Genomic DNA, 15,151 nt, shown 5'->3' with positions numbered 1-15,151 from the left:
CGGCCCGCGAGCATCAGATCCGAGAGAAAGAAAAACCCGGCTCCCAACGAGGCCGGGTTTTGCAGTCACGATGTGCGGCAGATCAGGCTGCCATCGCCTTCTTCAGGTTCTCGTCGATCTTGTCGAGGAAGCCTGTGGTGGAAAGCCACGGCTGGTCAGGACCAATGAGCAGCGCCAGGTCCTTGGTCATGAAACCGGACTCGACGGTCGAGACGCAGACCTTTTCCAGCGTTGCGCAGAATTTTGCCAGTTCGGCATTGTCGTCGAGCTTGGCGCGATGGGCGAGACCGCGGGTCCAGGCGAAGATCGAGGCGATCGAGTTGGTCGAGGTTTCCTGACCTTTCTGATGCTGGCGATAGTGACGGGTGACGGTGCCGTGGGCGGCTTCGGCTTCCACGGTCTTGCCATCCGGGGTCAGCAGCACGGAGGTCATGAGGCCTAGCGAACCAAAACCCTGCGCCACTGTGTCGGACTGGACGTCACCGTCATAGTTCTTGCAAGCCCAGATGTAGCCGCCGGACCATTTCAGCGCCGAGGCGACCATGTCATCGATCAGGCGATGTTCATAGACGATGCCGAGCTTGTCGAATTCCGGCTTGAACTCGGTCTCGAAGACTTCCTGGAAAATGTCCTTGAAGCGGCCGTCATAGACCTTGAGGATGGTGTTCTTGGTCGACAGGTAGACCGGCCATTTGCGCATCTGGCCATACATCAGCGAGGCTCGGGCGAATTCCCTGATCGATTCATCGAGATTATACATGCCCATGGCGACGCCGGGACCCGGAGACTTATAGACTTCCTTCTCGATGATGGTGCCGTCCTCGCCCTCGAACTTCATCGTCAGCTTGCCCTTGCCGGGCATTTTGAAATCCGTGGCCTTATATTGGTCGCCGAAGGCGTGACGGCCGACGACGATCGGCTGCGTCCAGCCGGGCACCAGGCGCGGCACGTTCTTGCAGATAATCGGCTCGCGGAAGATCACGCCACCGAGAATGTTGCGGATCGTGCCGTTCGGGCTCTTCCACATTTCCTTGAGGTTGAATTCCTTGACGCGCGCTTCGTCGGGCGTGATCGTCGCGCATTTGATGCCGACGCCATATTTCTTGATCGCATTGGCCGCATCGACGGTGACCTTGTCGGCGGTGGCGTCGCGGTGTTCCACAGAGAGGTCGAAATAATCGATTTCCAGATCGAGATAGGGATGGATCAACTTGTCCTTGATCAGCTGCCAGATGATACGGGTCATCTCGTCGCCGTCGAGATCGGCAACGGGGTTTGCAACCTTGATCTTGCTCATGAAATCTACCTCTTGGTTTCGCCGCGGTGGGAGTGTGCGGCCGGAGCATGGCGGATGTCCGGCTATAGCACCGCAGACGAAAGAGGCAAATGATTGATTGCCGCGCGCCATCGAATTGACGGAATTTTCAAACTCTGTTTCCCTCACGTCCATCCGCCGGAATCAACAGACAGGAACCTCCATGTACAGGGCACTGACCGCCGTCCTTTTTCTCATGATCGGTTCGCCTGTTTTGGCCGCCGATCCGCAAACGCCCGTCAAGGCGGTAATGGATCTTGCCGTGGCGCTGTGGAACGACGACCCCAAAGTCGAGGGCCAGGACTATTTCGACGCTTCGCGGCTCGACGCGCTCTACAGCAAAGCCTTTGCCGATGCCTATCGCGAGGCGGCCAAGCACCCGATCTATGACGAAGCGAGCGGCCCCTTCGGCTATGACGTGATCACCAATGGCCAGGACGGCTGCCCGCTCAAGGAAGTCAATATCACCACCGGGGCTGAAGCGGCCGGTGTCACCGACGTCAAAGTCACCTTCAAGCTGATGACCTGCTATGACGACGATCCGAACAAGGATGCCATCTCGGAGGATCATTTCGACGTGATCACGGAAAATGGCAAGCCGGTGATCTCCGACATCCACCGTATCACCGACGGCAAGCCGGATTCGCTGCTCAAGGAAATGCAGGACCTCGCCAAGAATGGCGGCCAGATGCCGCAGGACGAAGAGGATAATCCTTCCGATCAGGACCAGGATCAGACGACCCCGGATCAGCAGCAGAAGAAGGTACAGGAGCCGGCCAAGTAATGAGGCACCTGTCGGCAATCGCCGTGTTCGCGGCCTTCSTCCCGATTGCGGCCTTGGCCGGGGGCACGGCGATCGAGCCGGTCAACCGGATCATCGACATCGCCAAGGCGCGATGGGAGACGACCGACGCCAACGGCCCCGACTATTTCGACAAGATCGATCGTGATTTCTCCAAGAAATTCGTCGCGACCTACAAGCAGGCTTCGAAATATCCGGTCTATGACGGCAGCGATTCGCCATTCGACTATGACGTGATCACCTCGAGCCAGGACGGCTGCCCGCTCAAGGACATCAAGGTTGCCGGCGAGGACGAAAAGGATGGCGTCACCGTAGTCGATGCCAGCTTCAAGATGTGGACCTGCGCCGATGATGCGAGTCGGGACAAAATTAGCCAGCTAAAGTTCGACGTTGTCGTGGAGGATGGCGAACCCGTCATTAACGACATCCATCGCAACAATGACGGCAAATGGGATTCGCTGATGGCGGAGATGAACGACATCATCAAGAGCGGCCAGCAATAGATGCGGGCCGGCGCCGCGATCCTCGCTTTGCTGTCACTGGCTTCGCCGGCGCTCGCGGATGACATTCCCTCTCCCATCCATGAGGTGATGGATGTCACCACAACCTTCTGGTCGGTCAAGGAGCCGAAGCTCGGATCGATCTTCAGCGAGGACCGGCTGAAGCGCCTCTATAGCGCCGATTTCGTCAAACTCTACCGGGCGGCAATGAAGCATCCGATCTACCAAAACGGCGACACACCATTCGATTTCGACGTCATCGTTCAAGCGCAGGACAGTTGCACGCCCGACAAGATCGATATGCATCTGTTCGAGGCTCACGGTCCGATGCGCCAATACGAAGTTTCCTTTGCCCATTTCGGCTGCTTTGACGGCGGCGATCCGAATGAGCGCACGGCAATCTATATCGATATCATTCAGCAGGACGGACGTGACGTTATCGACGACATCGCCACTTATGAGGACAATGGCAAGAAGGATTCGATCAAGGTATTGATGGCCAACATCGCTCAAAACCAGGCGGACCGGCTTTACGAACCGCCGCGTTGATTGCTGGCCGCTTTCATGTCGCTGCAAAATATGCGAGGGAGCCGAAAAATCACATGAAGGCAGAGAATGTCCGGCACCAATAGCGAACTCGAACTGATCATCGGCGGGCCGGTGATCGTCCTCGTCGAACCCCAGCTTGGCGAGAATATAGGTATGGTGGCGCGCGCCATGGCCAATTTCGGGCTTTCGGAACTCAGGCTTGTCGCGCCCCGCGACGGCTGGCCGAGCGACAAGGCTCGCGCCGCTGCCAGCAAGGCCGACCATGTGATCGACGGCGCAATCGTTTATCCTACCCTCGAAGAGGCGATCGCCGACCTCAACTTCGTCTATGCGACGACGGCCAGAGTGCGTGACGGCTTCAAGCCGGTGCGCTCGCCGATCGTCGCGTCGCGGACGTTGAAGACGAAATATGACGCCGGCGAGAAAGTCGGCATCCTCTTCGGTCGCGAGAAATCCGGGCTTTCCAACGAGGACGTGGCGCTCGCCGACGAAATCGTCACCTTCCCCGTCAATCCCGCCTTCGCCTCGCTCAACATCGCCCAGGCCGTGCTGCTTATGTCTTACGAATGGATSAAGCAAAGCATGGAAGCCGAAGACGAGACGCCGTTCCAGGCCGTCGACCAGAGGCCGGCAACCAAGGAAGAGCTGATCGGCCTCTACGAGCATATCGAGGAGGCGCTCGATGCGCGCGGTTATTTCCGGCCGGACCACAAAAAGCCGAAAATGATCGACAACTTGCGCGCTGTCTTCTCCCGTCGCGCGTTCACCTCGCCCGAGATCAAGGTGGTGCGCGGTGTCATTTCCTCCCTCGACCGGTTCTCGCGCAAGCGTCCGCGCGGCGCCGGCAATCCGGATGAGTTCGACCATGACGACGAATAGCGCAAAGCCCGTTCTGGTATTCGATTCCGGCATTGGCGGGCTGACCGTGCTGCGCGAACTGCGCGTGCTGATGCCGGAACGGAATTTCGTCTATATCGCCGACGATGCCGGTTTCCCCTACGGCAACTGGGCGGAGCCGGAATTGCGCCAGCGGCTGCTTGCCATCTTCGATGGCTTTTTGCGCGACTATCAGCCCGAAGTGTCTGTCATCGCCTGCAACACCGCTTTCACTTTGGCCGGCGCCGACCTGCGCGCCGCTTTTCCCGACCATACTTTCGTCGGCACGGTGCCGGCGATCAAGCCCGCCGCGGAGCGCACCCGCTCAGGCCTGATCTCGGTGCTGGCGACACCCGGCACGGTCAAGCGCGCCTATACCCGCGATCTCATCCAGTCCTTCGCCAGCCAATGCCACGTGCGGCTGGTCGGCTCGGAAAATCTGGCGCGCATGGCGGAAGCCTATATCCGCGGCGAGAGCGTTGCCGACGCCGACGTGGCGGCGGAAATCAACCAGTGCTTCCATGAAGAGGACGGTCGCAAGACCGATATCGTGGTGCTGGCCTGCACGCACTATCCTTTCATGGGCAATGTCTTCCGGCGACTTGCACCCTGGCCCGTCGACTGGATCGACCCCGCCGAAGCGATCGCGCGCCAGGCACGCCGGCTGGTGCCGGCGCTCGATGGCCTGGAGGCAGCAGCCCATGCCGATCGCGCCGTGCTCACCTCCGGCAGGCCGGATTTTTCCACGCGCCGGCTGATGCAGGGGTTTGGATTGAGCGTCTAGGATTTCAGTGGCAAGCGCGGAACACAGCCATTAATCCCGCCAGCTCTGATGCGAGCGCCTTGACTGCGAACGGCCCTGCTGCCGCCTTCGGCAGTCCATCATCGCTTCCACCGTGGAAGCGGCAAAAAAATTCGGCGGCGTTGACAATTATCAAAGGTTGTTCGCAGGCGCGGGCGTAGGCTTCGATGCCAGCGAAATCCGCAACCTGATTCCGAGCCCCGCCGATGGATATCCAACTCACCGATCCGCCTTTCTCTCCCAAACTCTGGACGGTCCTGCACGAGGGCTACACGCTCGACAAGGCCAAGGCCGACATCATTGCCGGATTGACCGTGGCGATCGTCGCGCTGCCACTGTCCATGGCCATCGCCATCGCTTCCGGCGTGACGCCTGCAATGGGCCTCTACACCTCCGCCGTCGGCGGCTTCCTCGTCTCTGCCTTTTCCGGCAGCCGGCACCAGATCGGCGGTCCCGCCGGCGCCTTCATCGTGCTGGTCGCCGCGACCGTAGCCCGCCACGGCGTCGATGGACTGATCCTCGCCACCGCGCTGTCAGGCCTGTTCATGGCGCTTGCCGGCTGGTTGAAGCTCGGCTCCTATATCAAATATATCCCCTATCCGGTGACGGTCGGCTTTACCGCTGGCATTGCCGTCATCATCTTCTCCAGCCAGATCAGCCAGTTGCTCGGGCTGACGCTGGCCAAGGAACCGGGCAACCTGATCCCGAAGCTGGCTGCGCTCTTCGATGCGCGCGCGACGCTCAATCCGTCGGCCTGCCTGCTGGCTGCTGTGACCATATTCATCGTCTTTGCCGTGAGGGCCTTGCGACCGCACTGGCCGAACCTGTTGATTGCCGTCGGTGTTGCCAGCCTGCTCGGCTGGGGGCTGCATCTGCCGGTCGAAACGATCGGCACCAAGTTCGGCGGCATACCGAACACCCTGCCGCTGCCCCACCTGCCGAATCTCTCGCCCGACAAGGTGCTGGCCGTGTTGCCGGATGCGCTGGCCTTCGCGCTGCTCGGGGCGATCGAGTCGCTGTTGTCCGCCGTCGTTGCCGACGGCATGACCGGCCGGCGTCACCGCTCCAATGTCGAACTCGTCGGCCAGGGCATCGCCAATGTCGGCTCGGCGCTGTTCGGCGGCATCTGTGTCACCGGCACAATCGCCCGCACGGCGACAAATGTGCGCGCCGGCGCCGCCACCCCCATATCGGGCATGGTGCATGCGCTGTTCGTGGTGCTGTTCATGGCTTTCCTCGCACCGCTCGCCAGCTATATCCCACTCGCGGCCCTTGCCGGTGTGCTCGCCTCAGTCACCTGGAACATGGTCGAAAAGCCGGCGATCGCCGCCCTGCTGCGCTCGTCGCGCGGTGATGCGCTGGTGCTGATCGTCACTTTCGGGATCGTGGTTTTCCGCGACCTGACCGAAGGCATCCTCGCCGGCTTCCTGCTTGGCGCGGTGCTGTTCATCGACCGGATGGGCCGAACGATCAAAGTCAGCGCCGCGGCGCGCGTCGCCTTCGGCAATGGCGAGACGGAAGAGCATCCCCTGCCCTATAGCGATCCGGATATCGTCGCCTATCACATCAATGGCGTGTTCTTCTTCGGCGCTGCATCGACAGTGGGCAGCGTGCTCGACCGCATCGCCGACACCGCCAAGGTGTTCATCCTCGACTGCTCGGCAGTGCCGTTCATCGATTCGACCGCGGCCAATGTGATCGAGGGCACGGCGCGCAAGGCGGCTCGGCGAGGCATGCGCTTCGTGATCTCAGGTGCAAGCGCCGATGCGCGCGCGATGCTGCAGGCGCACAAGCTCAATGAACCGCATGTGCATTTCTTCGACACGATCGACGAGGCGATTGCCGCTTCGAAAGCGTCAATAGCGTCCGGGGCGGCTGCGCACTGAGAGGCGGCTGACGCGGTTCTTACTAAGACTGAGGCGGCTTTCCTCGCCGCCTTCGACGATCTTCTCCAGCCGCATGGCCATTCTGAAGCAACTCACCCGGTTGCGGCCGCCATTCTTGGCGAGGTAGAGCGCGTTGTCGGCGCCCGCCATCAGATGGTCGAAATCGGGGCCGGCCTCCTCGACGCCAGCAACGCCGATGCTGGTGGTGACCTTCAGCACATTGCCGTTGAAACGAATGTCCAGCGCTTCCACGGCGGCGCGCAGGTCTTCGAGGAATTCGACAGCGTCGGCCTCCGAACAATCCGGCAGGAACAGGCCGAATTCCTCACCACCCAGACGGCCGAAGATCATGCCAGGCTGCAGCCTGCGCGACACATGCGCGGCAAAGGATTGCAGCACCTTGTCGCCCGCCATGTGACCATAGCTGTCGTTGATGCTTTTGAAGAAATCGAGATCCAAGACTGCCATGAAGGCCGATTTCGGCCGGCGGGCCAAGGCGGCGCGCGTCTCGGACACGAAAAACCGGCGGCTCGATACCAGGGTCAGGCTGTCGATCTCGGCCGCAAGCCGGTAACGCCGCTCCGTCCGCTCGCGGATGAGTGATACGAAGACAAAGGAAATCAGCATGCCATGCACGAAAGCTTCAAGCGTCGTGATTGCGAACCATGTCGACGGCTGGCCGGGAACGATGTCCGAGACCGGATAGAAAATGCTAAGCGGAATCCGCAGCAGGTAAAAAATGCCGTGACTGGCGTAGAACAGACACGCCGCCATTGCGGAGGGAAGGCGCTCCTCCTTCCACACCGCCATGGTGTCGCGAACGACGAAGACACAATAGAAGGGGATGATCAGCGAACTGACGATGATGCGGTTGTTGACATCGGAGCGGATCGACTCGAAGCCGAAATTGCAAATGAACCAGACAATGGCGCCCAGCAAAATGACCGGCAGCCCCATCCTCACGCCGCGGAATGACGCGAACCCTGCCGAAATCAACGCATAGGCGAGGAAGACCAGACCATTGCCCAGCCCGATCGCCAGCCACCAGGGCGCAATGCCGCGCAAAGCCAGGATCAGCGAGGCCAGCGTCCCTACCCACATGCTGGCACACCACCATGCGATTGCTTGCTCGCGCTTCTCGAAAATCCAGATGAATGTCAGCGCCATCGCAACGACCAGCGTCATCAGCGCCGTGCAGATCATGATGGTCGAAATATTCAGAACGACAGCCAACGCAGCTTCTCCGATCTAGAGCGTGCACTCGGAGAAGTCGTAGGCTTCAATATTTAAAAAAGGCGAAACCCGGTGTGCCGGAATGGGATATCCCGGCACTTTTTATAGATTGCCAGATCAACCGAGAGCGGCTGCGACTGCATCCAGCGCGTTTTCGGCCTGACTGCCATCCGGGCCGCCGGCCTGCGCCATGTCGGGGCGGCCGCCGCCGCCCTTGCCGCCAAGCGCCTGCGAGGCGATGCGTACAAGATCAACGGCGCTGAAGCGCGGTGTCAGATCGTCGGTGACGGCCACCACAGCGCTCGCCTTGCCATCATCGGAAACGCCGATGAAAGCGACGACGCCGGATCCTGCCGTCTTCTTGCCTTCGTCGGCGAGGCTCTTCAGGTCTTTCGGCTCGACACCGGTAACCACGCGGCCGAGGAATTTCACGCCGTTGATGTCGCGCAATCCGTCACCGCCACCGGAGCCGCCACCAAGGGCGAGTTTCTTCTTGGCGTCGGCCAGGTCGCGCTCCAGCTTGCGCCGCTCCTCCATCAGCCCCTCGACACGAGTCAGCACGTCGTCCGGCTGCACCTTGAGGATTGCCGCAAGCGACTTGATGCGCTCGTCCTGGGTTGACAGATAATCGCGCGCCGCCTCGCCGGTCAGCGCTTCGATGCGGCGCACGCCGGCACCGACCGCGCTGTCGCTGAGGATGCGGATCAGGCCGATATCGCCGGTCTCGCGCACATGCGTGCCGCCGCAAAGCTCCACCGAATAGGGCTTGCCGGCCTTGTCGCCATGCCTGGCCGTGCCCATCGACACGACGCGGACCTCGTCGCCATATTTCTCGCCGAACAGCGCCATCGCGCCCTCGGCGATCGCATCATCGACGCTCATCAGCCGCGTCGTCACCGGTGCGTTCTGGACGACGATCTCATTGGCAAGCTGCTCGACCACTTTCATTTCTTCGGCCGAGATCGGCTTGGGATGCGAGACGTCGAAACGCAGCCGCTCCGGCGCCACCAAGGAACCCTTCTGCGCCACGTGCGTGCCTAGGATTTCGCGCAGCGCCTCGTGGATCAGGTGGGTGGCCGAATGGTTGGAGCGCAGCCGCCCGCGACGGGAATGATCGACTTCCAGCACGATCGCATCGCCCGGCTTGAGCACGCCTTCGGAAACTTCGGCGAAATGCACGAACAGGCCATCACCCTTTTTCAGCGTGTCGGTGATAACAGCGCGGCCACCCTCGAAAGTGATCAGGCCGTTATCGCCCATTTGACCGCCGGATTCGCCGTAGAACGGCGTCTGGTTGACGACCAACTGCACCTTCTCACCCGCCGAGGCCTGCGGCAGTGACTTGCCGTCACGCACGAGCGCACACACCACGCCTTCGGCACGCTCGGTGTCGTAGCCGAGGAATTCGGTGGCACCATGGGCTTCCCTGAGCTCGAACCAGATCGTCTCGGTCGCTGCCTCGCCGGAACCCGCCCAATTGGCGCGGGCCTCGGCTTTCTGGCGCTGCATCGCCTTGGCGAAGGCCTCCGTGTCGACGCCGATGCCCTTCTGGCGCAGCGCATCCTGCGTCAGGTCGAGCGGGAAACCATAGGTGTCATAGAGCTTGAAGGCCGTCTCGCCGTCGAGTTCCGAGCCTTCGCTCAGGCCACTGACGGCTGCGTTCAAAAGGCCCAGGCCACGTTCCAGTGTCGTGCGGAAGCGCTTCTCCTCGAGCTTCAACGTCTCGGTGATCAGCGCTTCGGCGCGCATAAGTTCGGGATAGGCAGCGCCCATCTGGCCGACCAGCGCCGGAACCAGCTTCCAGATCAAGGGTTCGCGGGCACCCAGGAGTTCGGCATGGCGCATGGCGCGGCGCATGATACGACGCAGCACATAGCCGCGGCCTTCATTGGAAGGCAGCACACCGTCGGCGATAAGGAAAGCCGACGAACGCAGATGGTCGGCGATGACACGGTGGCTGGCACGGCGCTCACCCTCGGCATCGGTGCCGGTGGCCTCCATCGAGGCGGCGATCAGGGCGCGGAACAGGTCGGTGTCGTAATTGTCATGCTTGCCCTGGAGCAGCGCCGAGATGCGCTCCAGGCCCATGCCGGTGTCGATCGACGGCCGCGGCAGGTTGATCCGCTCTTCCTTGGTGACCTGCTCATATTGCATGAACACCAGGTTCCAGATCTCGATGAAGCGGTCGCCGTCCTCGTCGGCCGAACCGGGAGGACCGCCCCAGATATGGTCGCCATGGTCATAGAAAATTTCAGAACACGGGCCGCAGGGGCCGGTATCGCCCATGGCCCAGAAATTGTCGCTGGTCGGGATACGGATGATGCGGCTTTCCGGCAGGCCGGCAATCTTGCGCCAGAGATCGAAGGCCTGATCATCGGTATGGTAGACGGTGACCATCAACCGGTTGCGGTCGATGCCATATTCCTTAGTGATCAGGTTCCAGGCGAGCTCAATGGCGCGTTCCTTGAAATAGTCGCCGAAGGAGAAATTGCCAAGCATTTCGAAGAAGGTGTGGTGACGCGCGGTATAGCCGACATTGTCGAGGTCGTTGTGCTTGCCGCCGGCGCGAACGCATTTCTGCGCCGTCGACGCCGTGGAATAGGGACGAGACTCCAGGCCGGTGAAGACATTCTTGAATTGCACCATGCCGGCATTGGTGAACATCAGCGTCGGGTCGTTGCGCGGCACGAGCGGCGACGAGGCGACGATCTCATGTCCGTTCTTGCGGAAATAGTCCAGAAACGCAGACCGGATCTCGTTGACGCCACTCATCGTATGCCCTTCATCCCTCAGAAAATGACCGGTTTGCCCGGATTTTAGCCAAGCGCTTGTATCGCCCGCCCCTGCCGATGTCCAGAAAAACAAAGCCCGGCGCCTGCAATCCGCAAGGCGCCGGGCCGGATCGGAAAATCCGACGATATCTACGGATCAGGCTTCCAGCGCCTCGTCGTCGTCACCCGCCTCGGGACCACCATTCTGCAGGAAGCGGTCGGCGATCAGGCCGGCATTCTGGCGTAGCGACAATTCGATTTCGCGGGCGAGATCCGGATTGTCGCGCAGGAAAAGTTTTGCGTTCTCGCGGCCCTGGCCGAGGCGCTGGCTGTTGTAGGAGAACCAGGCGCCGGATTTTTCAACGATGCCGGCTTTGACGCCGAGGTCGACCAGTTCGCCGGTCTTGGAAACGCCTTCACCATACATGATGTCGAATTCGACCTGCTTGAAGGGCGGCGCCATCTTGTTCTTGACGACCTTCACGCGGGTCTGGTTGCCGACCACTTCATCGCGCTCCTTGACCGAACCGATGCGGCGAATGTCGAGACGAACGGAGGCATAGAATTTCAGCGCGTTGCCGCCGGTGGTGGTTTCCGGCGACCCGAACATGACACCGATCTTCATGCGGATCTGGTTGATGAAGATCACCATGCAGTTCGACTTCGAGATCGAGGCCGTGAGCTTGCGCAATGCCTGGCTCATCAGGCGGGCCTGCAAGCCCGGAAGGCTGTCGCCCATCTCGCCTTCGATTTCAGCCCGTGGCGTCAGCGCCGCTACCGAGTCGATGACCAGCACGTCGATAGCGCCGGAGCGGACCAGCGTATCGGTGATTTCAAGCGCCTGCTCGCCGGTATCCGGCTGCGAGATCAGCAGGTTTTCAAGATCGACGCCGAGCTTGCGCGCATAGACCGGATCAAGCGCATGTTCAGCGTCGACAAAGGCACAGATGCCGCCCTTTTTCTGGGCTTCGGCAACGGTCTGCAGCGCCAGCGTGGTCTTGCCCGAGCTTTCCGGCCCGAAAATCTCGATGATGCGGCCCTTTGGCAGGCCACCGACGCCAAGCGCGATATCGAGACCAAGCGAGCCGGTGGGAACGGTCTCGATCTCGACGACATTCTCGTTCGAACCGAGCCGCATGATCGAACCCTTGCCGAACGCGCGTTCGATCTGGGAAAGTGCCGCATCCAGGGCTTTGCTCTTGTCCACCGCTTTTTCCTCAACGAGTCGCAACGTGTTCTGGGCCATTCGATCCACCTTTAAGTTATCCGCGCCATTGAAGCAATCTGTTCTGCTGGAGTTATTCGTACCCTATTTGTTCTCATTCTGCAAGTGGCGCGCAACCAATTGATCCGGAATATTTTTTCGACTTTCGTTCTATTTTTGTTTTCGTGTTTGTTTCCAAAGGCTTCGAGCGCTCGCGGCTTGCTTCTCATGCCGGAAAGCCGTTAAGGTGAGTCGATTGTAACAAGGCCTTCCGCATGACCTCCATCCTCGTCCTGGGCGGCGCCCATATCGACCGGCGCGGCCGGATCTCCGGCGATACCGCCCCCGGCGCCTCCAATCCCGGAGCATGGAAGGAGGAGGCCGGCGGTGGCGGCTTCAATGCCGCCCGCAATCTCGCCCGGCTCGGACATAGGGTGACGTTGATTTCGCCGCGCGGCGGCGATGCGGAGGGTGAAGCCGTCAGTATCGCGGCAGAGGCTGCGGGCGTCATCGATCGACCGTTCACCTTCCTCGATCGGCGGACGCCGACCTATACCGCCATCTTGGAGCGCGACGGCAATCTGGTGATCGCGCTGGCGGACATGGAGCTTTACCGGCTCTTCGTGCCGCGCCGGCTGCAGGTGCGGCAGGTGCGAGACCAGATCGATGCCGCCGATTTTCTGCTGACCGATGCCAATCTGCCGGCAGAGACCCTCGCCACGGTTGGACGAGCGGCCAGGGAGCACGGCAAGCCGCTGGCCGGCATCGGTATTTCGCCGCCGAAAGTGGTGCGCTATGCTGGCCTGCTCGGTCTGTTTGACTATCTGTTCATCAACGAGGCGGAGGCGCGGGCGCTGACGGGGGAAGAGGTCGGCGATTTCCGCCGCTGGCCGGCCATCCTGCGCAAGGCGGGGCTCAAGGCGGGCGTGATCACCCGCGGCCAGCGCGAAGTGATCGCCTGGCAGGGCGAACAGGCCGCGACGCTGCTGCCGCCGACGCTGGAGGCGATCGGCGACGTGACCGGGGCCGGCGATGGTTTTGCCGCAGGCTTCCTGCACGCCGTGTTCGAGGGCCGGCCGCTTGGAGATGCTGTTTCGATGGGGGCTGCGTCGGCGCGACTGGCGCTCGCCAGCGAAATGGCGGTGGCCGAGACGTTAAGCCGCGAACTCTTGATGGACACGCTCGCCCTTGTGCCGACGGCGGAAATAGTGTTGTAAGCCGTCATCCAACGACCAGCCCAGGACGCCGCCATGAACAGCCACGCCACGCCGAATTTCCCGGTTTCCTATTCCACCGAAGTGGCTGAGGCGAAGGCTGCAGGCGAGGCGATCGTGGCGCTGGAATCGACGATCATCACCCATGGCATGCCCTATCCCGGCAATCTCCAGATGGCACGCAGCGTCGAAAGCATCATCCGGGCCGAGGGCGCGGTGCCGGCGACGATTGCCGTCCTCAACGGTGTGCTGCATGTCGGCCTGGAAGACACCCAGCTTGAGCAGCTGGCGCGGACGCCGGATGCGATGAAACTGTCTCGCGCCGATCTCGCCTTTGCCATTTCCGAGGGCCGGACGGGTGCGACGACGGTGGCGGCGACGATGATTGCTGCGGCGCGCGCCGGCATCCATGTGTTCGCCACCGGCGGCATCGGCGGCGTACACCRCAAAGCCGAGGAAACATTCGACATTTCCGCCGATCTTGAAGAGCTCGCGCGCACGGCGGTGATCGTCGTCTGTGCTGGCGCCAAGGCGATCCTCGATATTCCGAAGACGCTGGAAGTGCTGGAAACCAAGGGCGTGCCCGTGGTCACCATGGGCCAGGACGAGTTCCCGGCTTTCTGGTCGCGCAATTCGGGGCTGAAAAGCCCGCTTCGGCTCGATAGCCCGTCCGCGATCGCGCGCTTCCAGCACAAGCGCGACGAATTCGGCATCAATGGCGGCATGCTGATCGGCAATCCGGTGCCGGAAGCCGACGAAATCGCGCGCGACGAGATGGACATCTATATCGAGCGGGCACTGGACAATGCCGAGGAAGACGAGATCACTGGCAAGGCCGTGACGCCTTACCTGCTCAACAGCATCTTCCACCTAACGGGCGGACGGAGCCTCGCGACCAATATTGCGCTGGTGGAGAATAATGCACGCGTGGCAGCAAGAATCGCGGTGGCGCTGCTGCATCGGGATTGAGAGACGCGCTTTACCGCGTCAGCTCCCGGTCAATGGCATCCATCATTGTCTCAACATCTCGCCATGCTTCATCGAGGGGCTTGGCGCGGGTGGGATCGGCCTTGTAGGTGTCGTAAGCGGCGGCGACTTCCGTGCGAAGCCAGTGTTCGACGGCATTCTCGCGCTTTTGCAGAGCACACAAGCCTTCCTGTAAAACCTTGCTTTCAGAAACAAAGTCGCCCCTGGCAACACGCGACTTCACCATATTCGCCATCTCTAACGGCAAGGTGATGCTCATTCGCGGAGTCGAGCGCATGTTTGTACTCCCTGTTTCTCCCCATCCTTACAACATTGGATAGGATCTGCAGCTTCTTGGAGAACGCAGTTTCGGCAAATGCAGCAAAGGCGATTGCGGCCGCTCAAAACCCCTCGTGGGTCTTCAAAAACTCTTCTTCATCATCGCTGTTTCTCCGCCCCAACACCTTGTTCCGATGCGGAAAACGGCCGAAGCGGGCGATGATGTCGTGGTGCTCGATGGCATATTTCAGATTCTCGTCGTCTTTCATCCGACGATGGAGCTGGACGCATTCGACCTGGTCGAGAAGGTCCTCGCTGTGCATCAGCGGCAGGTAGAAAAAGCTGCGCTCCTTGGCGCTTCGCTGCCGGTCGAGATGCCTGTCGATCGCGGTCCGGCTGACGGCGCGCGCCATTTCGTCACTCTCGAAAGCACGCGGCGTGCCGCGGAACATGTTGCGCGGGAACTGGTCGAACAGAATCACCAGCGCGAGCGCCGTCTCGCCGCTTTGCAGCCAATCGGACAATTCCCCTGCCCGCGCCAGCTCATAGAGATCCCCAAAGCGCTGCCTGATCTGCTGGTCAAGCGCCGGATTGACGCGGAACCAATCCGGTTCGACCGTCTCGGAAAACCAGAAATCGAGAATCTGTCGGGCTGAAACGATATCCAGCGGCTCAGACATGCGCGATCCCCCCTCGCAATGCTTACCGTATCAATCAGACTTTCGTTGGCAAAGCCAACGATTCATCGCTTGAA

15 protein-coding genes are annotated in these 15,151 nt (G+C 61.1%); 8 read left to right on the top strand and 7 right to left on the bottom strand.

Features of this window, described 5'->3' with window-relative positions:
- Window positions 1-82: 82 nt before the first annotated feature.
- Window positions 83-1,297 (bottom strand): NADP-dependent isocitrate dehydrogenase, encoded by a 1,215-nt coding sequence (locus AC1DYF_RS17645; protein ID WP_477878047.1) that lies wholly within the window; start codon window positions 1,295-1,297, stop codon window positions 83-85.
- A gap of 181 nt (window positions 1,298-1,478) precedes the next feature.
- Here AC1DYF_RS17645 and AC1DYF_RS17640 point away from each other — a divergent pair, with 181 nt between their 5' ends.
- From AC1DYF_RS17640 to murI, 5 genes are all read left to right on the top strand, one after another.
- Window positions 1,479-2,099, top strand: a complete 621-nt coding sequence (locus tag AC1DYF_RS17640) for a hypothetical protein (RefSeq protein ID WP_477878046.1) — start codon at window positions 1,479-1,481, stop codon at window positions 2,097-2,099.
- Window positions 2,099-2,620, top strand: a complete 522-nt coding sequence (locus AC1DYF_RS17635) for a hypothetical protein (RefSeq protein ID WP_477878045.1) — start codon at window positions 2,099-2,101, stop codon at window positions 2,618-2,620. Before AC1DYF_RS17640 ends, AC1DYF_RS17635 begins: the two co-directional genes overlap by 1 nt.
- On the top strand, window positions 2,621-3,166 hold the full coding sequence (locus tag AC1DYF_RS17630; protein WP_477878044.1) for a hypothetical protein: 546 nt from the start codon (window positions 2,621-2,623) through the stop codon (window positions 3,164-3,166).
- Window positions 3,167-3,232: 66 nt separating this feature from the next.
- On the top strand, window positions 3,233-4,045 hold the full coding sequence (locus AC1DYF_RS17625) for an RNA methyltransferase (RefSeq protein WP_477878043.1): 813 nt from the start codon (window positions 3,233-3,235) through the stop codon (window positions 4,043-4,045).
- A complete protein-coding gene (gene murI / locus AC1DYF_RS17620) occupies window positions 4,032-4,826 on the top strand; it encodes a glutamate racemase (protein WP_477878042.1) in 795 nt (264 codons plus the stop codon). Before AC1DYF_RS17625 ends, murI begins: the two co-directional genes overlap by 14 nt.
- Window positions 4,827-4,830: 4 nt before the next feature.
- On the opposite strand, the gene AC1DYF_RS17615 is transcribed toward murI, so the two are convergent.
- Entirely contained in the window at window positions 4,831-5,067 is a 237-nt protein-coding gene (locus AC1DYF_RS17615) for a hypothetical protein (protein ID WP_477878041.1), read from the bottom strand.
- On the opposite strand from AC1DYF_RS17615, the gene AC1DYF_RS17610 reads away from it, so the two are divergent.
- A complete protein-coding gene (locus AC1DYF_RS17610; protein WP_477878040.1) occupies window positions 5,051-6,730 on the top strand; it encodes a SulP family inorganic anion transporter in 1,680 nt (559 codons plus the stop codon). The two genes, AC1DYF_RS17615 and AC1DYF_RS17610, sit on opposite strands and share 17 nt — an antisense overlap.
- Here AC1DYF_RS17610 and AC1DYF_RS17605 read toward each other — a convergent pair.
- The 3 genes from AC1DYF_RS17605 to recA form a co-directional block, all read right to left on the bottom strand.
- Complete coding sequence (locus tag AC1DYF_RS17605) at window positions 6,701-7,963, bottom strand: GGDEF domain-containing protein (protein ID WP_477878039.1); 1,263 nt, start codon at window positions 7,961-7,963, stop codon at window positions 6,701-6,703. The genes AC1DYF_RS17610 and AC1DYF_RS17605 overlap by 30 nt on opposite strands.
- Window positions 7,964-8,080: 117 nt before the next feature.
- A complete protein-coding gene (alaS, locus tag AC1DYF_RS17600) occupies window positions 8,081-10,735 on the bottom strand; it encodes an alanine--tRNA ligase (RefSeq protein ID WP_477878038.1) in 2,655 nt (884 codons plus the stop codon).
- A 156-nt stretch (window positions 10,736-10,891) separates the two neighbouring features.
- Window positions 10,892-11,980 (bottom strand): recombinase RecA, encoded by a 1,089-nt coding sequence (recA, locus tag AC1DYF_RS17595; RefSeq protein WP_477878037.1) that lies wholly within the window; start codon window positions 11,978-11,980, stop codon window positions 10,892-10,894.
- A gap of 233 nt (window positions 11,981-12,213) precedes the next feature.
- Between recA and AC1DYF_RS17590 the strand changes: the two genes are divergently transcribed.
- Both AC1DYF_RS17590 and AC1DYF_RS17585 read left to right on the top strand, forming a co-directional pair.
- Window positions 12,214-13,155: a carbohydrate kinase family protein gene (locus tag AC1DYF_RS17590; RefSeq protein WP_477878036.1), complete on the top strand. Its 942-nt coding sequence runs from the start codon at window positions 12,214-12,216 to the stop codon at window positions 13,153-13,155.
- Window positions 13,156-13,188: 33 nt separating this feature from the next.
- On the top strand, window positions 13,189-14,121 hold the full coding sequence (locus AC1DYF_RS17585) for a pseudouridine-5'-phosphate glycosidase (protein WP_477878035.1): 933 nt from the start codon (window positions 13,189-13,191) through the stop codon (window positions 14,119-14,121).
- A 10-nt stretch (window positions 14,122-14,131) separates the two neighbouring features.
- Here the strand turns inward: AC1DYF_RS17585 and AC1DYF_RS17580 are convergent, their stop codons facing one another.
- Entirely contained in the window at window positions 14,132-14,398 is a 267-nt protein-coding gene (locus AC1DYF_RS17580; protein ID WP_477878034.1) for a ribbon-helix-helix domain-containing protein, read from the bottom strand.
- Between the two features lie 121 nt (window positions 14,399-14,519).
- Window positions 14,520-15,077: a DUF924 family protein gene (locus AC1DYF_RS17575; protein WP_477878033.1), complete on the bottom strand. Its 558-nt coding sequence runs from the start codon at window positions 15,075-15,077 to the stop codon at window positions 14,520-14,522.
- Window positions 15,078-15,151: the final 74 nt, after the last annotated feature.

The sequence above is a fragment of the Rhizobium sp. P2_G9 genome, assembly GCF_056403475.1.
Note: the sequence above shows the minus strand (reverse complement) of the source record. Positions and strands in the feature narration are given on the sequence as shown.